This window comes from Rhodococcus sp. AD45-ID (assembly GCF_003023755.1).
GTDB classification, from domain to species: Bacteria; Actinomycetota; Actinomycetes; order Mycobacteriales; family Mycobacteriaceae; genus Rhodococcus_F; species Rhodococcus_F globerula.
Genome location: NZ_PYHL01000003.1, coordinates 1,177,920 through 1,196,265 on the forward strand (window position 1 = coordinate 1,177,920; position 18,346 = coordinate 1,196,265).

The window sequence follows — 18,346 nt, forward strand, 5'->3', positions numbered from 1 at the left end:
ACTACTTGGCTACGTCTACCACCACACGCGTGGGGTTCGTCAGCAGCGTCACCGAGAATGGCTGCTTTTCCGTTACGCCGACGAACGACTGTGTGACACCTTCGAAGACCGACGACCCGTTGACTTCGGTGACAACTCCACCAGCGATTCCGGGGACGGGGTTGGGGCCGGAGTACTGTTCCACGCCGCTGTCGAACGGGTAGGCGGAACCGTCGATCAGCACCTGGATTATTGCGCCGCCGGCAATCTCCATGGGCTTGCCGCTGCCTTCCTGAACAGCCGCGTCGACGTACTTGACGCGCCATCCGGGGGTCCCGGTTCCACCCATCTCGTACACGACGCGGTCGAAGTTCTCGTGCGAGCCGATCCGGACGTCGGTGACGGTCAGCTTCGATTCTGTGACGGCTGCGGCGGTTTTGTCCGAGCTGTCGGTTGGCGCGGGTTCTGCGGCTGCGGCGCTCGTGGTCGCGGAGACCGAGGTGGTGACGGCGGTCGGTGTGGTCTCTGCGGTCTGTGAGCACGCGGTCAGGCCGGCCCCCACGATGATGGCAGCGATGGCGGCAACTGATTTAGTCCGGTTCGTTGTCATGGTTCGATCGTAGGACTCTCGGTCAGTGGCTCTGCGACGGCGTGCGCGGAGTTACCTAACCGATATCGCCGTCGACGTAGAGCCAGCGGCCGTCGATTCGAGCAAATCTGCTGCGCTCGTGGAGGTTTCCGCGTTCGGTCCCGTAGGAGTAGTGGGCGCGGAATTCGACTGTGCCGTCGGAATCGAACAGGCTTCCGCGCTCGGTGGAAAGAATCTCGAGCCCGGTCCAACGCTGGTGCGGGTCCAGATCCAATGTGGCGGGACGGTGATCGGGATGCCAGGTCCGTTTCAGATAGTCGGTGTCCATGAGGGCAAATGCCGTGTACCTCGAGCGCATGAGAGTTTCAGCGGTCGGTGCGGACGCCCCACCCTCGAGATATTTGCCGCAGCAGTCGGCGACGGAATTGCCGGTGCCACACGGGCAGAGTTGGGCGGTAATGGGGCGGCGTGAGGTCACCACCCCATTACAGCACGCGAGCTCAGACCAGCTTGCTTTCGTGGTTGTCCCAGTACGGCTTACGAAGATCTCGTTTGAGGATCTTGCCCGTCGGATTCCTCGGGAGTATCTCGACAATATCGATACTGGTGGGGCACTTGAACTTTGCGAGACGCCCCTGGGTGTACGTGATCAGTTCGGCTTCGGCGATCTGGGTGTCGGCATGCAGGACGACCACGGCTTTGACGGTTTCGCCCCACCGGTTGTCCGGTACGCCGATTACGGCGACTTCGGCGACGGCGGGGTGCTCGACGAGGACTCGTTCGATTTCGGGTGAGTAGACGTTCTCTCCGCCGGTGATGATCATGTCTTTGAGGCGATCTTCGATGAAGACAAATCCCTCGGAATCGGCGCGGCCCATGTCGCCGCTGCGCAGCCAACCGTCCGGTGTGATTGTTTCAGCAGTGGCTTCGGGCTTGTTGAGATATCCCGGCGTGCATTGCTCCGATCGCCACCAGAGTTCTCCGACGGTTCCGGCGGGGGTGTCCTCGAGAGTGACGGGATCGACGATGCGCATCTCGACCCCCGGAATGGCAGTGCCCGCCGATGCCATGCGTTCGACTTGCGATTCGTCGCGGTGGACGTCAGGCATGAGAGCGGTGACAACACCGGCCATTTCGGTCATGCCGTAGACCTGGACGAACTCGGTGTCCGGCCAGGCCGCCAGCGCTCCTCGCAGCAAAGGCAGAGGCATAGGGGCTGCGCCGTAGGTGATGCGTTTGAAGGCGCGGAAGGCGGCGACGGCCTGATCGCCTGCTGCCAGGACACCGGCGATGACGGGTGGCACCAGGAATGCGATGTTTGCGCCTGCGGCGAGGCCGGCGAAGATCGACGGTCCGTCAGCTTCGCGGGTGAAATGACAGCGTCCGCCTGCGTGAATTGCCATGATGGCGTAGCAGGTTCCTCCGACGTGGAACATCGGCATGGCGACCAGGAATATGTCGTCATCGTGTTTCGGTAGGAGTTCGAGGACATTGTTGCTGTGCGCGAACAGGTTTCGGTGAGTGAGTTGAACTCCCTTGGGGCGTCCGGTCGTTCCGGAGCTGTAGAGGATCAGGGCTGTGCTGTCGGCGGTGACTACGGGACGAGCTGCCAACGGCGGGGCTTCGTCGAGCCACGGTTCGAATTCATCGTTCTCGCTACCGACGGCGATGATCAGTTCGACGGCGGTGAGGCGATCGCGCATGGCAACGACCTGAGGGAGGAGTTCGTTACCGACAAATAGGATGCGTGCCCCGCAGTCGCCGAGGATGTAGTCGAGTTCCTCGCCGGCGAGCCGCCAGTTCGGAATGGCATTTGCGGCCCCGAGTAGTGAAGCGGCATAAGTGATTTCGAGACAGGAGAGATGGTTCTTGTCCAGGAAGGCGACGGTGTCTCCCGGTCCGATCCCGGATTCGGCGAGTGCGCCCGCGATGCGCAGGATGCGACCGTGCCACTGGGCCCACGTATAGGTGGTTTCCTGGAACGTCACGGCCGGTTCTTCGGGTTTGACGCTCGCCCAGTGTTCGAGTTGATCGAAGATGATTGCAGTGGCGGCGTCGGACATCGGACCACCTTTCTCGAGTGATGTGTGTCACAAGGCTAGTGGGCGGTTGGCGTCCGCATGTGTGTTTTCCGTTGACAACTCAGGGGAGTCCCTGTGGAAATCAGGGTGGTCCCTGATAGCGGTGGCGCCGAGTAGACGACAGGATGGAGCAGTGCCAGTTGGCGCCCGCGTGCTGTGGGGTGCTCGATCCACCGAAGAAGTTCCATCGAAGAAGTTCCACCGACGAAGACCCACCGAAGTGAAGACGAAAGGCGATCATGAGTTCGCACGCCCAAGATGTCGCGGCCCGCGCTGTCGGCCTGTCCAAGACGTACGGCACCGGGGATACCCAGGTGCATGCACTCAGCGCTGTATCCGCCGATTTTGCTCGGGGTGAGTTCACGGCGATCATGGGCCCGTCGGGTTCGGGCAAGTCGACGCTGATGCATTGCCTGGCCGGTCTGGATTCGGCGAGTTCCGGTTCGGTGCTCATCGGTGACACCGAATTGACCGGACTGTCGGACAAACAGATGACGGCGCTACGACGCGACCGCATCGGATTCGTTTTTCAGGCGTTCAATCTGGTGCCGACGCTGACGGCACTCGAGAACATCACGTTGCCGCTCGATATCGCGGGGCGCAAGGCCGATCCGGCGTGGTTGGACAATGTACTGACGAAGCTCGGTTTGAAGGACCGCCTGGATCACCGGCCGGGTGAGTTGTCGGGTGGGCAGCAACAGCGTGTTGCGTGTGCGCGGGCTCTAGCCGGTCAGCCCGAGATCATTTTCGGTGATGAGCCAACGGGCAATCTCGATTCGCGTTCCTCCGGTGAGGTTCTGTCGATTCTGCGGTCCGCGGTGGACGAGTTCGGTCAGACCGTGGTGATCGTGACGCATGATCCGCGCGCTGCTGCGTATGCGGATCGCGTCGTATTTCTGGCGGACGGCAAGATTGTCGACGAACTGCGTGAGCCGACGGCCGATTCCGTTCTGGATCGGATGAAGCGTCTGGATGCTCCGCAGGTTCCGGTCAACGTAGAAGCCGGAGCTTGACGATATGGCTTCGATAACCAATTCGCCGATGCGCAAGGTGTCGTTGCGTAACCTGGCGGCGCACAAGGTGCGGTTGGCGCTCACCGTGTTGTCGGTGGTGCTTGGTACGGCGTTTGTCGCCGGGTCGTTTGTGTTCACGGACACGTTGCAGAAGACGTTCGACTCGATTTTCGAGAACACCGCTCAGGGCGTCGACGTCCGGGTGTCGATGCCGGATCGCAACACCAGTGGCGTTCCGATCGAGGATGTCGACAAGCTGGCAGCCATCGACGGAGTTCGCGCCGTGGCACCTGCCGTGAGTGGACAGATCGTTCTGATCAACGCAGACGGTGGTGCCGTGCAAACAGGTGGCGCTCCGAGCATCGGTACGTCGTACTTGCCGGCAGAGCGGGCGATCACACCGCCCGATCCGTACTCGGAAGGTGGCCCACCTGAGGCTGCCGGAGATATCGCATTGAATGCGAGTGCGATGGAGAAAGCGGGTTTGTCGGTCGGTGACCAGGCTCGGATACTGGTGCCGGCGCGAGGAATCGTCGATGTCACGGTGACTGGTATCTACGAGGGGTCCGGTAGTGACACCGGAGGTTTCATCGGAGCGTTGTTCACCGACGAGCAGGCACGCAGCCTGTTCACGGACGGTAAGCATGTCGACTACATCGACGTAGCCGGTACCGGTCTGTCGCAGACCGAGATGCAACAACGGGTGGAGCAGGTCTTCCCGGACTTGCAGGTGCAGACCGGAGACGAGGTCCGTGAGGAGACCAAGGCCGAGGTCGATACCGCGCTCAGCTTCATCAACTACTTCCTGCTGGCGTTCGGCGCTATTGCTCTGTTGGTCGGCACGTTCATCATCTACAACACCTTCTCGATGATCGTGGCGCAGCGGCTGCGTGAATTGGCACTGTTGCGTGCCGTGGGTGCGAGCCGGGCTCAGGTCGGCCGATCCGTCGTCACCGAAGCGCTGATCGTCGGATTGATCGGCAGCGTCATCGGATTGCTGGCCGGTATCGGACTGGCCTACGGTTTGCGCGGGTTGCTCAATGCCTTCGACGTCGGATTGCCGGAGGGCTCGCTGCAGGTCAGCCCACGGACGGTTGTTGTCGCGTTGGTTGTCGGCGTTGTAGTGACGACGCTCAGTGCCTATGCGCCTGCGCGGCGGGCGTCCAAGGTTCCCCCGGTTGCCGCGATGCGCGAGGAGTTCGCTTCTACCGGTGACTCGCTCCGGGTCCGGACGCTGATCGGCGCAATTCTCGGTGTTCTCGGCGTCGTCCTGGTGGTTGTCGGTTCGAGGGGCACCGGTCAGGGTGCGGCGCTGACCGTCGGCGGCGGAGCCTTTGCGCTGATCATCGCAGTTCTGCTCGGTTCTCCTGCGCTGTCGCAGCCCATCGTGGGTGCGCTCGGTGTTGTCTTCGCGAAACCGTTCGGCTCGGTGGGCCGTCTGGCGCGTACCAATGCGGTCCGCAATCCTCGTCGTACCGCGGCCACGGCCTTTGCCCTGACCTTGGGCTTGATGCTGGTGACAGTCATCGGCGTGTTCGGCTCTTCGGCCAAGGCGAGTATCAATGCACTGATCGACGTTGGCGTGACCGCGGATTACATCCTGACGGGTCCCAACGCGGTGGGCGTGCCGCGAGGCGCAGCCGATGCAGTGCGCGCGCTCCCGGATGTGCAGAGTGCAACGTCGCTGCACGGGGTTCGGGCGACCGTGAACGGACAGGACGAGCAGGGCGCGTCGTTGGACGGTCCGATCGACGGGGTGCTCGACTACAACATCGTCGACGGAACTGCCGACCTGTCCGGAAACAACATGATGGTCTCGCAGACCACGTCGACCGACAACGGGTGGACAGTCGGATCGACGCAGACGTTGGTCGGCGCGGACGGGACCCAGTACCCGGTTGTTGTTGCGGGAGTGTTCGAGGACAACCAGCTGATCGGTTCGTGGATCGTCTCGGACGAGGCGTATCAGGCCTTGATGCCGGTAACCAGCCTGCCTGATTTTGCGGTTCTGGTGAAAGCGAAGCCGGGTGCCGATGTGACGGCCTTGCGCGGCGAACTCGAGCAGGCCACGGAAAAGTACGTGGTTGTCCAGGTTCAGGATCGTGAGGAGTTCAAGGGAACCCAAGGGCAGCAGATCAATACGTTGCTTGCGATTTTGTACGGACTCCTGGCGCTGGCGGTGGTGATCGCGATTCTGGGCATCATCAACACCTTGGCTCTTTCGGTTGTGGAACGCCGTCGAGAGATCGGCATGCTGCGGGCGGTCGGTATGCAGCGGGCTCAGATGCGGCGCACGATCTACCTCGAATCCGTTCTCATCGCGGTCTACGGCGCGGCCGTCGGCGTGGTGCTCGGCATCGGATTCGGTTGGGGATTCGTCAGCACGCTCCGGGACCAGGGCCTGGGCGAGATCACGATTCCGTGGGGTCAGGTTGCGTTGATGCTGGTCGGTTCCGGCATCGTCGGTGTGCTCGCGGCACTGTGGCCGGCCAATCGAGCGGCCAAGACGAAGCCGCTGGAGGCGATCGCAGACCTCTAGGCGACGGAGCCGCACGTGCGCACTTTTGGCTGTTCACGCTGCCAAAAGTGCGCACGGGTAGCGTTGCTACCCATGATTACTCTTCAAGAAGTCGGCGATCGTGAATCCTGGCGCTGCTGGCTGTGTGACGAGCCCGTCGACCCCGATATGTCGGTGAACGATCCTCGTGGCCCGAGTGTCGACAGCATCAACACCGCCAAGAAGGGCGGCAAGTCCAAGGGCGGTGTGGAGCGACTCGCACACCGCGCGTGCAACACCAAGAAGGGTGCTGTCAAACCTGTTGTGGCGTGGCCGGATCGGTTGTTCGTGGTTGATCCCGCGCCGATCATCGGTGTTGTGGAGCAACTCGAACGTAAAGGTGGCCGGGTCGCGGTTGCACGCTGCCCCGGCAAGGACGACGCCCAGGACGCGTCGGAGTGGTTGCTCGATCGGCTCTCGCGATTGGCCCCGGATCTGAACGTCGAAACGAGCATCGACCCAGCTGGTGGTGGGTTCCTTTTGGTTTTGAAAACCGTGTAGTCGGATTCGGTCCGCCTTTTCTCCGGGTGTCCTAGCCTTGTCGTGAGCGATCGGGGTACGGTCGAGTCGAACATGAATCCGGTTTCGAGTGCGAAGGAATCACGATGAATCTGGCGTTGACCGACGAGGAACTGGCGTTCCGGGACGAAATGCGGACTTTCTTCCGCACACAGATTCCTGAATCGACCAGGAACGCGTACGCCCACGGGGAAGAGCTGGGCCGCGACCGGATGGTCGAGTCGCAGCAAATCCTCAACGCCCACGGCCTGGCCGTGCCGCACTGGCCGGTCGAGTGGGGCGGTAAGGATTGGACTCCGGTTCAGCACAACATCTGGCTCGACGAGCTGCAGTTGGCGTCTGTTCCGGAGCCACTTGCGTTCAACGCGAACATGGTCGGACCGGTCATCGCGGCTTTCGGTTCGCAGGAACAGAAAGAGAAGTTCCTCCCCGCGACGGCCAACCTCGATATCTGGTGGTGCCAAGGATTTTCGGAGCCAGAGGCAGGTTCCGATCTCGCGTCGCTCAAGACTCGCGCTGTCCGTGACGGTAACGACTGGGTGATCAACGGCCAGAAAACCTGGACCACGCTCGGTCAGCACGCAGACTGGATCTTCTGCCTCGTTCGCACCAATCCCGATGCGCCCAAGCGGCAAGCGGGAATCTCGTTCATCCTGGTCGATCTGAAGACGCCGGGTGTGACGGTCCGTCCCATCAAACTGATCGACGGTGGCTACGAGGTCAACGAGGTCTTTTTCGAGGACGTCCGCGTTCCGGGCGAGAATCTGGTCGGCGAGGAGAATCAGGGCTGGGGCTACGCCAAGTTCCTGCTCGGCAACGAGCGCACCGGCGTCACCCGCGTCGGTTTCTCCAAAGTTCGTGTGGCTCAGGCAAAAGCGCGTGCAGCCGAAGTCAAGGTCGGGAACGGGACGCTTCTCGAAGACCCCTTGTTCGCCGCGCGCCTGGCCGAGCTCGAAAACGAGTTGCTTGCGCTGGAGCTCACCCAACTGCGTGTTGTCGCAGGGTCCGCGGACGGTAAGCCGAACCCGGCTTCCTCCTTGCTGAAGTTGCGTGGCTCCGAATTGCAGCAGGCCAGCACCGAGTTGCTGATGGACGTCGCCGGCCCCGATTCGCTGCCGTTCGACGCGGGCACCGACATCGCGTCGGCGGGCTGGGCACAGCACTCGGCCCCGGCTTACCTGAACTACCGCAAGGTATCCATCTACAGCGGATCGAGCGAAGTGCAGCGCAGCATCATCGCCTCCTCGATCCTCGGATTGTGAGGCGTGGCATGGACTTCGAACTCAATGACGAACAGAAACTTCTTCGTGACACCACTAAGGATCTTCTCGCACGTAGCTACGACGCGGAAAAACGAAATGCCACTACCGACGCAGAGCCTGGGTGGAGCCCGCAGGTGTGGAAGCAGTTGGCGGAGGTCGGACTACTTGGTCTGACGTTCTCGGAGGACGACGGCGGAATGGACGCGGGTCCCGTCGAGATCGGTGCCGTCATGACCGAGATCGGTCGCAGACTTGCGCCCGAGCCGGTTCTGGACGCAGTCGTGACGCCGGGTGGACTGATCTCCGAAGGCGGCAGCGCCGAGCAGCGATCGTCCATCCTTCCTGGAGTCGCCGAAGGTGTCACGTTCCTGGCGTTTGCCGATCAGGAACCTGGAATTCGTTGGCCTGCAACGCAGCGCGCGACGACGGCAACGCCGGCAGGTGACGGCTGGAGCATCACCGGCATCAAGAATCCGGTCGGCCACGGTGGGACTGCGGACATCCTGGTTGTGAGCGCGAGCTTGCCGAGCGGCGGAGTGGGCCTGTTCCTGGTCAAGAGTGACGCATCGGGTCTGGTGCGCAAGTCATACGCAACTCACGACGGTTTGCGTGGTGCGCAGGTCGAGTTCACTGATACTCCCGCCGAGGCGCTCGGTGAGGGCGGCGACGCTTCGGCGCTGATCCAGGCCGCTCAGATCCGTGAGCAGGCCGCCTTGTGTGCCGAGGCTGTCGGGGCGATGGAAGAGGCACTGCGCCTGACCACCGAATACCTCAAGACCCGCAAGCAGTTCGGGGTTCCGCTGGCCAAGTTCCAGACGCTGACGCATCGCGCAGCAGACCTGTACGTGTCACTCGAGTTGGCGCGCAGCATGAGTTTGTACGCGACTATGTCGCTGGCCGACGGTGTGGTCGATCCGGTCATCGCGTCTCGGGTCAAGTTGCAGATCGGGCGATCGGCGCGGCTGATCGGTCAGGAAGCAATTCAGATGCACGGCGGCATCGGTATGACGGCGGAGTATCCGGTGGGTCATTACGTCAGCAGGCTCGTTGCCATCGAACACACTCTCGGCAGCACCGAGGATCACTTGCGTGTGTTGGCTGCGGGCGTTGCCGACCATGAAATGGTCACTGCGGTCTGATCTTTCACGAGAGCTGATCGGGGTCGCATTCCGCAGTCGCGGGGTGCGGCCCCGATTTTGTTACTGTCCGCCCCGCAGCACGTCCAACCGGATTCGGCGCGCTTCGATGTGTGCGGCGGTCTCGGTGAACGCCCGTTGCCAGTCGGTGGACGCAGTGCGCTCGGCCGCGTCCAGCAGTAGTGCACCGGCCTCGAGGGGGAACCTGGCTTGCGCGCTTCGCAGCGTCGAGTAATGGCTGTGGCGAGAGTGGATGCCCAATTCTTCGCCGGAGGCAGCGTGTTTGGCGGCTTCGCATTCGAGGGCGCTGACAAGTTTGTGGGCAATCGCCAGAGGCCAGGGGCGGTCGATGCCGTCCAGCAGGGCACTGCCGTCGACGCCGAGAAGGTAGCTGTCGGCATGGCCGGCAAGGATGTACGCGATCCGTTCGCGGGGATGTGCAATTGCGACGACGCGGCGGTCGGTGTTTCGGCCGTCCCGCTCGAGTAAAGCCGATGCCCAGGCCGGGTTCTTCTGCAGAACTGTTGCGGCGGTCCACGATTCGGTCATCACTTCGTGCCATTGTTTCTCGATGGGAATGCGAAGAACGTCGTGTGGTGAACCGATCATCGCTTCCCATAATGCCAAGGGAGTAGCCGTGACCACTTGCCGCAGCCACCATTTGCCGATTCCCTTGTACTGGGCCCCGACATCTTCGATACCGTCGCGTGGGGCTTTGTCGTCGAGTGAACCGGGCAGCCGAATGACGAGGCGAGGCCGCAGGGGTTTGGTCTCGAGCCGCACCCAGGTGTGAGCCCGGGTAGCCATACGTTCGGCAAACGGGGACTCGGGAAGTTGGCGGAGCAGTTGGATCGAACGCTCACGGACCGGCGGCGACGGATCGTCGAGTCCGCGTTCGAGAATGTCGTAGTCGTGCTCGCCCAGGCCGACGCTCAACCGGCTCAGGAACTCACGCCGTAAATCTGCGGGTTCGTTGTCCCACGCGATGTCGAGTTCTTCCGTTGCGAGTGCGGGGTCAACTGTTCGGATGTAGTCGAACCAGGCAAGGCGGTCGTCCGGGTCGGGTGAGAGCCACAGTTCGTCGCGACGTGACCCGACCCGACGCAATTGCGCCCAAGCAGGATTGTGGTCTGCAAGATACTGTCCGCGCGGGCCGGCGAGCCGAAGGAGTGCCTCGCGATGTTCGAGGTGGGTGCGCGCCGCTTCCATGAGCGCGGGAACAGTTGGTGCGGGGGCAACGTATCGGTAGGTCTCGGCAACCTCGAACCACTCGGGTAATGACGGTGACCGTGTCTCGAGCAGTGACGTCATGTGCGTGATCGCCGACGCGGGGAGCGTCGGACGCTCTGCCGTTCCGGCGGATCGCAGCGAGGTCACTTGCCTACGGTAAGGCAGGGGTGTGTCGACTTTCACTCGGGGTATCGGCGCGGATGTCGAGATTCTGGGAGAGTGGACCTCGGCACCTGGGAGGCTTGACATGGCAGAAATTCACGGCGTCACGGTGGGTGATGGAACCAGTGGGGCGGAAGTTAACAGTGGTGCAGATGTGTCGGTTGCCGAACGTCGTGCCCTGATTTCCAGCCATGTTCGAACCTGGTGTGAAGCAGGAATCGTCGAATCGAATCGCCCTGAGTTGTCCACCGAAGTCGCGCTGTTGTTGGCCGGTGGCTACGTCGACGACGAGACCCGGGCGATCATGGCCGATCGCCGCGCGGTCGGACGGTCGTTCCCGGATATCGGTGGTTGGTCCGAACTGAGGTACCTGACGGACGAGTACACGCGAACATGTCGACGGCTGAGCGCTGCCCGAATCGGTCCGGTGCAGGTTGTTCTGGAACGACGTGTGCAGGCCCTGGAGAAACGCGTCAACACCGCGCGCTCGGCGGTCGTTCGGTCCAATCGCCATTTTGCCAGCAGCGTCCGCGCTATTCGCAAGGATCGGCGTGACGGATTACATCTCGACGTGGAGCAGCGCGAAGCCCTGTTCGTCGGACTCACGCGTACGCCGGTTCCGGCGAAGTCGACTACTGGACTGGGCTCCGTTGCCGGTAGCGGGAGCGCGGCACTCGACAAACTCGCCGGACGGTTGGCAAGTATCGAGGGTTCCGGAGTCCTCGCCGACGCCGGCCGTCGTGTGGCCGAGGTGCTCGACGGCTTGGCGCCCCACGACGACGGCGGCCTGGCCGGGAAATATGACGCGCTACTCTATCTGGCCGGCAACGTGTACGACCGCATCGAGTCATCGAACGCCTGGCATTCCGATCATTTTGTCGTCCAACGCAATCAACTTGACCTTGCCGACGAGATCACCCAGATATCCGTGGATACGGTTGCGTTGCGGTCGATTCTCGCCGAACTCGACGAGGCCGCTGACCTTGCGCGCGACGAGGCAACCCGAGCGTCGATCGAGTCGCGAATACGGGCCCTCGGCGCAGTGTGGGATCAGTTGGTCGAGCGAGTTGCGGCATTGGCGCGGATCGGTGACCTGGTCTCCCGGGCCGAAGATCAGCTGAGTTCGCAGCGCGCGGTGGCACATGCCGCGAGCTTGGACAGCCGCATCGACGACCTGCTCGCGCGGTCCGGATCGCGGGAGTTGTCGGCAGCCAACACGCACTATGTCGGGGATCAATTCGACGGTGTCGAGGAGTTGATGTTCGCCCACCGTGCGGCGCTGTACGGCGACATCGCACTTCTGACCTCTGGGAACGAGCGGCCCGCACCTTAGGTGTTGAAGCGAGGGCGCGGTAAGGTCGAGGTAAGTAGCCGGCCGTGAGCCGGATTCGCCGGGCGTTGGACGCGACAATTGTTCGCTGGCGCCTCACCCGCAGGCCGATCTGGCGATACCGGGCGCAACAGCTTCAAGAAAGTCGACCATGGAAGACACCGCAAGTCGTGGCATCAACGCGTTCATTTCCGAAGTAACCCAGCGTGGGGGCCAGGCCGTGCGGTTGACGCATTCGCGCCGCAACCCGGTGCAGGTGACGGGCAATGACGGCAGTACCCGCATCGTCCGGGTTCGGTCCAAGCTCGATGGTGATTGGCAGGCCAGGCGCCAGGACGAGTCGATCGAGAGCGACGACACTCGCTCCGAGTTCTGGGTTTTTGTCGATCTTGCGATTACGCCTCACCAGTTCTTCATGCTGCCGTCGGTGGAGGTGGCGGACGATATCCGGTCCGAGGTCGATCTGTGGATGATGGACACCCCTGGTCGCACCCGGACGGGGCATCACGCAATTGCGCGTGGACGGGTTGCCCACGGTCATGACCGCTGGGACGTTCTGGGCGTCGCTGCGGTCAAGGATCCGAGCATCCAGGTTGCAGCGCCGGTAGCACCGAAGCGCGCGAAGGCTGCGGTTGTCGTCAAGAAGCGTCGTGCGAGCGCCGCCGACGACGAGATCCCGGTGATCGATCTGCGCGTCGAGGTGAGCGCCGATTGCCACGGGTACCGCTGGATCGGTCGATTCGACGAAACGAGCGGTGTACTCGAAATCATGCGTGGCCCCATGGAGGGACGAAGGTTCCCCAACCCGACAGCTGCTGCGAATGCTGTCACCGGACATATTTCCGGAGATATCGAGAGCTACGACGGTTGGGTGTTCTGGACTGTCGACGGCGCCGCGTTGGGTTCGCGGCACCGCCGAAGCGCCTAAGCTCCCGTCACTGCGCCTAAGCTCCCGTCACTGCGCCTAAGCTCCCACTGCTGCAGACACTTGTTCGAGCAGGTCGAGCTCATCCGACGTGAGCACCAGATCCGGTGCGTCGAGTAGCGCCGGAAGCTGTTCCACTCGGCTGACGCTGGCAATGGGCGCGGTGATACCGGGCCGGGTCAGCAGCCAGGCCAAAGCGACGGTCGACATTTCACAGGTGTGATTTTCGGCGATCTCGGCAATCGCGTCGACCACCGCCAGGCCTGCGTCGCTGAAGTAACTTGCCGTGATGCGTTCGCGGGGACTTCCGTCGATATCCGCGCGGGTTCGGTACTTTCCGGTGAGGAACCCGGACGCGAGTGCAAAGTAGGGAAAGACGCTGATGTTGTTGTCGGTGGCGATCTTCGCGAGCTCCGGTTCGTACGATTTCCGGTGCACCAGGTTGTAGTGGGGCTGCAGCGCTATGGGTCGCGCGTACCCGTTCTCCTCGGTGATTCGCAACCATTCGCGCACGCGTTCGGGGGTGTAGTTCGAGATTCCGAGGTATCGAACCTTGCCGCTCTCGACCAGTGCGTTGAGCGCTTCGAGAGTTTCCTCGAGCGGTGTACTCGGATCGTCGAAGTGTGCGTAGTACAGATCGATGCGGTCGGCTTGGAGGCGGCGAAGTGACGCGTCCGCTGCCGCGGCGATGGTTTCTGCCTTCAACCCCTTGAAATCGGGGTGGCTGCCGACCTTGGTGGCAACGACTATGTCGTCCCGGAGGCCACGATCGGTGATCCACTTTCCGATGATGGTTTCGGATTCTCCGCCGGAGTTACCCGGAGCGGAGGCGGTGTACGAGTCCGAGGTGTCGATGAAGTTCGCGCCGGATTCGGCAAAGGCGTCGAGTATCTCGAAGGACGTCGCCTCGTCAGCGGTCCACCCGAAGGGGTTGCCGCCCAAGGACAACCGAAAAATGTCGATATCCGAGCTGCCGATTTTCGCCACTGCGCAGAACTCCCGTCGATGCAACGTCGACGCCATTCGCCGACGTTCGAACCGTACCGCGTAGCAGTCCCGTAGGGGGTGTGGCGTCCGGAGAGCGGGTCGAAATCCTTGCTGTTCGTGATTGCCTCTGGCGGTGTGGCGTCCGGAGAGCGGGTCGAAATCCTTGCTGTTCGTGATTGCCTCTGGCGGTGTGGGGTATGGCCAATTGGTAATGAACCTTGTTCGACGGACTGTGAGAAGGAGAGTCCGATGTCGATGGTCAGTGAAGCGACGCGGGTAGTAACGGGCGCGGCGAGCGTGACCACCAGTGCGGTGGGAGCCGTGGGTGGTGGCGTTGTCGGAGGAGTGAACGGCGGAATCCGGGGCGCGGTCGGTGGCATGCGCGACGGTATGCGAGCAGGAAGCAAGTCGACGCCGACGGCTGTTCTCACACTCGCGGCGATGGGTGCTGCCGGTTTGGTCGAGTGGCCGATCCTACTGGGCGTGGGCGGCGCGGCCGTCGTGCTACGGCAGTGGGATCGTCCCGACGGTGAGCGGGATCGTCACGGTGAGAGAGAAGGTGAGCCGAAGAAAATCGAAAAGACTGCGAGAGCGGAACTGGGTGCCGCCCAGACGCCTGGTTCTGCGCAGGTGGCAGGTGTGGGCACGCCGGAAAAATATACGACCAAACCGGGACCGGTGGCGTGAGTATGTTCCCAGCCGGACTCACCGGACTTCTGTCCACGCCGTTTCGATCCACGGCCGAGCGCCAATTGATCGGACGGGCCTTCAGTACGGCCATTGCGGCCGCGGGAATTGTTCCGGCACTGGCAGGTTCGGTGACGCGGGTACCGAACCTGCCTGGATCGTCGTTGCTCGCGGCCGGCGTCTCGGTCCTGCATCATCAACCGGCTCTGCGTCAGCAGTTGGAACGTATGCTCGGGCGCGAATTGACCGATCTGATCCTCGAATCGGCCAAGTCGGTGACCGACGTGGTGACACAGGCCCCTGCGGCGTTGACGGTTGATCTCGGCATGCGGTCGCTGCTGCTCGGCGAGGCCTGGAGCCTGCGTAATGCATCGCAGGAGTGGGGTGTTGCCGTGTCGTCGGAGGTGCCGGACCGTGAGAGCCGCGGGCAAGGTGAGCGTCACGCGGAGCGAGTAGCGCTGGCCCAGTTGGCAAGTGGTGCTGTGATCGGTGCTGTCACACAGAATTCCGAGATCGCATCGACGGCAGTGCGCGTTGCGGCGCCGCGGGCGTTGCGGATTTCCCGAGAGGCGTTTGCCGCAGTACTGACGAGGGAGCTGTGGCAGCGCGAGGGATCGCTGGTTGTCGACCCCGGTGCCGCTCGGCGGCTCGACCGGGTCGACACAGTTCTGATCGATCCGCGTGTACTCCTCACACAGGAGCTTCGGGTGGCAGACATCCGCGGTGTCGCGGACTCGGACCGGGTTCATATCTGGAACCGTTCGCGGCGAAAACTGGGAAACGACAAGCTTACTGTTGGCTGGCATCGGATCGGCGGCGCGGATGTGCTTGTGCGTCCCACCCGCAAACCGTTGGCACAAGCCGTAGTAGCGGAATTGCGGATTGCTGGGGTGCGCGCCGTCAGCCTCGATGTCGACACTCTCGGGTCTCTGCGCGGCGGTTTCGACGAACTCCTCGAGGTTCCCGGCGACAGCGACCGAGAGGTCGACCGGGCTTTGGAATCGGCGCTGACGACGCTGTCGGAAGCCCGCGCACATGTCTGCGTGGTCAGTTCAGTCCGCCTCTCCGGGCCCGCTGTGCTCAGGATCGGTGTGGCCGAGCCTGATCGGGCGCCGCCGTCGGCGGATATCCTCGAACACGACCTTGCCGGAGTATGGCGCGTGCTGCATGCTCTGCCGGCGGCGCGGGCGGCGACGAGACGCGGCGTCGAATTATCCAGCGGTGCTTCGGTCCTGGGTGCATTGGTCATGCTTCCCGGCGTACGCGGACGCGGGCCGGGGCCGATTACGGTCGGGGCCGGCGCCGCGCTGTGGACCGGGTTCAGGTTGGCGCGCTCGGCAGTCGGTGTCGAAGTACCCGAAGGTTCCTCGCGTAACGACTGGCATGAACTGGGTACCGACGAAGTGCTACACGAACTACCGTCGCCCGACGAGAAGGCGCCGGCTGAAACACGATCCGGAAGCTTGGCGCGCGTCGCTGCGCCGGTCCGGGTGGGCCGTGACGTTCTGGATGCGGTCCGATCCGAGTTGTCGGATCCCTTGACGCCGGTGCTGGCGACGGGATCGGCGGCCAGTGCAATTCTGGGCTCGCCGATCGATGCATTTCTGGTGGGCTCCGTATTGACCGGCAATGCCACTCTGTCTGCGATCCAGCGACTGCACTCGGAACATGTTGTTCGTGAACTACTTCGGGTGCAGGAGCCGTTGGCGCGACGGGTATCGAACGGGTCGGAGCCTGAGCGGGTTCCGGCAGATCAATTGAGAATCGGCAATATCCTCGTTCTCGAATCCGGAGATGTGGTGCCTGCCGACGCTCGGCTTCTCGACGTCGATTCGCTCGAGGTCGACGAATCCTCTTTGACCGGAGAATCCATGCCGGTCGAGAAACAGACCGACCCCACTCCAGGAGTGCCGGTGGCCGAGCGAAGCTGCATGATCTACGCTGGCACAACCGTCGTTGCCGGCGCGGCTCGCGCAGTGGTGACCGCCGTGGGCTCGCAGACCGAAGCGCGCAAAGTCGATGTCCGGGCACCGCAGCGTGGCCCCGAAGTGGGATTGACGCACAGACTCCGAGATCTCACCCGAAAAACGCTCCCCGTCAGTCTCGGCGGCGGGGCGTTGGTGACCGCGCTAGGACTGCTACGTGGCACAGCGCTACGGCAGGCGGTGACCGGTGGCGTCGCTGTTGCCGTTGCCGCTGTGCCGGAAGGTCTGCCGTTGGTTGCCACGCTGGCGCAGCAGGCCGCTGCGCGCAGACTGACCTCGGTGGGAGCGCTGGTACGTTCACCGCGTTCGATCGAAGCGCTGGGTCGTGTGGACGTGGTGTGCTTCGACAAAACCGGAACGCTGAGCGAGAACCATCTGCACGTCGCGGCAGTAGAGCGGGTCGACGGATGGCGGGGAAATCGGATTCTGGAAGTTGCCGCGCGAAGTGCCTTGAGTAACAGTGGAGATCAGGTCTTTCACTCGACCGACGCGGCTGTTGTCAGTGCAGCCGACGACGTTTTGGCGCATCCACTTGTATTCGAGGATGCGGAAGCGTCGGCGATGGTGCCGTTCCGATCCGGCCGGCCGTATTCTGCCGCGCTGATCGGGCATCGGATTGCCCTCAAAGGTTCACCCGAGTTCGTTTCGCATGCAGCCGCATCGAAAAAGCGTGTGTCCTCAGGGCATGTCAAGAAGATGGCAAAGCGCGGACTCCGGGTCATCGCGGTGGCTCAGCGTGAGCTGTCCGAGTCGGCCGCGCAGCGTGCTGCGCACGATCCCGAGTTTCTGGAAGAGTGCTGCGCACATGATCTGGAGCCGGTGGGACTGCTCGGGCTTTCCGACACCCTCCGCTCCGATGCCGGGCAACTTGTCGCGGAACTTCGCGATCGGGGACTGGGCGTGCGGGTCATTACCGGCGATCATCCACTGACCGCGGCAGCGGTTGCGGGGGAGTTGGGGTTGGACGTGGATCCGGATGACGTGCTCACGGGTTCGGAGTGGGAGAACATGTCCCACACCGAAAAGGAGGCAGCGGTCGCGGAACGAACCGTGTTCGCGCGGATGACACCTGAGCACAAGGTGCAGGTTGTCCATGCCCTGGAGTCCAGTGGCTCGGTGTGCGCGATGGTGGGTGACGGCGCCAACGACGCTGCAGCGATCCGCGCTGCCAGCGTGGGTATCGGAGTTGCGTCCAGCGGAAGCGATCCCGCCAGGGGCGCCGCGGACATCGTCCTTCTGGAAGGTCGGGTCAGTGGACTGATCGACGCGCTCGACGAAGGAGCGCAGTTATGGCAGCGGGTGCGCTCCGCGGTGGGTGTCCTGCTCGGCGGTAACGCGGGTGAAGTGGCGTTTGCCTTGATGGGTAGCGCCTTGTCCGGGATATCTCCGCTCAATGCGCGGCAGATGTTGCTGGTCAATCTTATGACCGATGCGTTGCCCGCCGCGGCATTGGCAGTGAGTACGCCGACTGCCGAGGGCCGCAGCGATACGCCGGCCACGGACGCAGACGCTTTGTGGCGCACCATTGCCGTCCGCGGCGGCGCAACCGCGGCCGGTGCTCTGTCCGCGTGGATTCTTGCCCGGATGACCGGTCGAGCGCGGCGTGCGTCGACGGTGGCTCTGGTGGCGTTGGTGGGAACTCAGCTCGGCCAAACCTTGATCGAATCGAGAAGTCCACTGGTAGTCGCGACGGCTGTGGGGTCCGTTGGAGTGCTCAGCATTCTTGTCAGTACCCCGGTCGTGAGCCAGTTCCTCGGTTGCACTCCACTCGGTCCGCTTGCCTGGGCACAGGCAATCGGATGTGCTTGCGGCGCAACGACTCTAGCGGCCGTCGCCTCGCCCGTCATCGAGCGGTTGGTGCTGCCCGAGAACAAGAGCTGAAACACAGACGGCCCTCGCCGGAA

At 63.0% G+C, this 18,346-nt stretch carries 14 protein-coding genes; 9 read left to right on the forward strand and 5 right to left on the reverse strand.

Annotation, left to right across the window (positions count from 1 at the left end; translation table 11 throughout):
- Position 1: 1 nt before the first annotated feature.
- From C7T36_RS29700 to C7T36_RS29710, 3 genes are read right to left on the reverse strand one after another with little or no spacing between them, the layout of a single operon-like run.
- Positions 2 to 589 (reverse strand): hypothetical protein, encoded by a 588-nt coding sequence (locus C7T36_RS29700; RefSeq protein ID WP_045069575.1) that lies wholly within the window; start codon positions 587 to 589, stop codon positions 2 to 4.
- 55 nt (positions 590 to 644) lie between these two features.
- Positions 645 to 1,046 (reverse strand): YchJ family protein, encoded by a 402-nt coding sequence (locus C7T36_RS29705; RefSeq protein ID WP_033236749.1) that lies wholly within the window; start codon positions 1,044 to 1,046, stop codon positions 645 to 647.
- A gap of 22 nt (positions 1,047 to 1,068) precedes the next feature.
- Positions 1,069 to 2,631, reverse strand: coding sequence for a long-chain-fatty-acid--CoA ligase (locus C7T36_RS29710; RefSeq protein WP_045069578.1), 1,563 nt, complete (start codon positions 2,629 to 2,631; stop codon positions 1,069 to 1,071).
- A 257-nt stretch (positions 2,632 to 2,888) separates the two neighbouring features.
- Here C7T36_RS29710 and C7T36_RS29715 point away from each other — a divergent pair, with 257 nt between their 5' ends.
- The 5 genes from C7T36_RS29715 to C7T36_RS29735 all read left to right on the forward strand — a co-directional run bounded on the left by C7T36_RS29715 (position 2,889) and on the right by C7T36_RS29735 (position 9,139).
- Positions 2,889 to 3,662 carry an ABC transporter ATP-binding protein gene (locus C7T36_RS29715; RefSeq protein WP_033236733.1) on the forward strand — a complete coding sequence of 258 codons (774 nt, stop codon included), beginning with the start codon at positions 2,889 to 2,891 and terminating at the stop codon, positions 3,660 to 3,662.
- Between the two features lie 4 nt (positions 3,663 to 3,666).
- Positions 3,667 to 6,201 (forward strand): ABC transporter permease, encoded by a 2,535-nt coding sequence (locus C7T36_RS29720; RefSeq protein WP_033236734.1) that lies wholly within the window; start codon positions 3,667 to 3,669, stop codon positions 6,199 to 6,201.
- A gap of 72 nt (positions 6,202 to 6,273) precedes the next feature.
- The gene (locus C7T36_RS29725) at positions 6,274 to 6,720 is read left to right on the forward strand and encodes a hypothetical protein (protein WP_045069580.1); all 447 of its coding nucleotides are present in this window, start codon (positions 6,274 to 6,276) and stop codon (positions 6,718 to 6,720) included.
- A gap of 104 nt (positions 6,721 to 6,824) precedes the next feature.
- Positions 6,825 to 8,000 carry an acyl-CoA dehydrogenase family protein gene (locus C7T36_RS29730; protein WP_033236736.1) on the forward strand — a complete coding sequence of 392 codons (1,176 nt, stop codon included), beginning with the start codon at positions 6,825 to 6,827 and terminating at the stop codon, positions 7,998 to 8,000.
- A gap of 8 nt (positions 8,001 to 8,008) precedes the next feature.
- The gene (locus C7T36_RS29735; protein WP_045069582.1) at positions 8,009 to 9,139 is read left to right on the forward strand and encodes an acyl-CoA dehydrogenase family protein; all 1,131 of its coding nucleotides are present in this window, start codon (positions 8,009 to 8,011) and stop codon (positions 9,137 to 9,139) included.
- Between the two features lie 60 nt (positions 9,140 to 9,199).
- Here the strand turns inward: C7T36_RS29735 and C7T36_RS29740 are convergent, their stop codons facing one another.
- Positions 9,200 to 10,513, reverse strand: coding sequence for a DUF5691 domain-containing protein (locus C7T36_RS29740; RefSeq protein ID WP_045069584.1), 1,314 nt, complete (start codon positions 10,511 to 10,513; stop codon positions 9,200 to 9,202).
- A gap of 100 nt (positions 10,514 to 10,613) precedes the next feature.
- On the opposite strand from C7T36_RS29740, the gene C7T36_RS29745 reads away from it, so the two are divergent.
- Entirely contained in the window at positions 10,614 to 11,861 is a 1,248-nt protein-coding gene (locus C7T36_RS29745; RefSeq protein WP_239654785.1) for a hypothetical protein, read from the forward strand.
- A gap of 148 nt (positions 11,862 to 12,009) precedes the next feature.
- A complete protein-coding gene (locus C7T36_RS29750; protein ID WP_045069586.1) occupies positions 12,010 to 12,786 on the forward strand; it encodes a hypothetical protein in 777 nt (258 codons plus the stop codon).
- A 36-nt stretch (positions 12,787 to 12,822) separates the two neighbouring features.
- Here the strand turns inward: C7T36_RS29750 and C7T36_RS29755 are convergent, their stop codons facing one another.
- The gene (locus tag C7T36_RS29755; protein WP_084702989.1) at positions 12,823 to 13,770 is read right to left on the reverse strand and encodes an aldo/keto reductase; all 948 of its coding nucleotides are present in this window, start codon (positions 13,768 to 13,770) and stop codon (positions 12,823 to 12,825) included.
- A gap of 249 nt (positions 13,771 to 14,019) precedes the next feature.
- Between C7T36_RS29755 and C7T36_RS29760 the strand changes: the two genes are divergently transcribed.
- Positions 14,020 to 14,457, forward strand: a complete 438-nt coding sequence (locus C7T36_RS29760) for a hypothetical protein (RefSeq protein ID WP_045069590.1) — start codon at positions 14,020 to 14,022, stop codon at positions 14,455 to 14,457.
- A 2-nt stretch (positions 14,458 to 14,459) separates the two neighbouring features.
- Positions 14,460 to 18,323 (forward strand): cation-translocating P-type ATPase, encoded by a 3,864-nt coding sequence (locus C7T36_RS29765; protein WP_052683602.1) that lies wholly within the window; start codon positions 14,460 to 14,462, stop codon positions 18,321 to 18,323.
- Positions 18,324 to 18,346 lie beyond the last annotated feature (23 nt).

Coding starts and splice junctions, on each gene's coding strand:
- C7T36_RS29700 (WP_045069575.1), bottom strand. CDS start 589: ATGACAACGAACCGGACTAAATCAGTTGCCGCCATCGCTGCCATCATC.
- C7T36_RS29710 (WP_045069578.1), bottom strand. CDS start 2,631: ATGTCCGACGCCGCCACTGCAATCATCTTCGATCAACTCGAACACTGG.
- C7T36_RS29715 (WP_033236733.1), top strand. CDS start 2,889: ATGAGTTCGCACGCCCAAGATGTCGCGGCCCGCGCTGTCGGCCTGTCC.
- C7T36_RS29720 (WP_033236734.1), top strand. CDS start 3,667: ATGGCTTCGATAACCAATTCGCCGATGCGCAAGGTGTCGTTGCGTAAC.
- C7T36_RS29725 (WP_045069580.1), top strand. CDS start 6,274: ATGATTACTCTTCAAGAAGTCGGCGATCGTGAATCCTGGCGCTGCTGG.
- C7T36_RS29730 (WP_033236736.1), top strand. CDS start 6,825: ATGAATCTGGCGTTGACCGACGAGGAACTGGCGTTCCGGGACGAAATG.
- C7T36_RS29735 (WP_045069582.1), top strand. CDS start 8,009: ATGGACTTCGAACTCAATGACGAACAGAAACTTCTTCGTGACACCACT.
- C7T36_RS29745 (WP_239654785.1), top strand. CDS start 10,614: ATGGCAGAAATTCACGGCGTCACGGTGGGTGATGGAACCAGTGGGGCG.
- C7T36_RS29750 (WP_045069586.1), top strand. CDS start 12,010: ATGGAAGACACCGCAAGTCGTGGCATCAACGCGTTCATTTCCGAAGTA.
- C7T36_RS29760 (WP_045069590.1), top strand. CDS start 14,020: ATGTCGATGGTCAGTGAAGCGACGCGGGTAGTAACGGGCGCGGCGAGC.
- C7T36_RS29765 (WP_052683602.1), top strand. CDS start 14,460: ATGTTCCCAGCCGGACTCACCGGACTTCTGTCCACGCCGTTTCGATCC.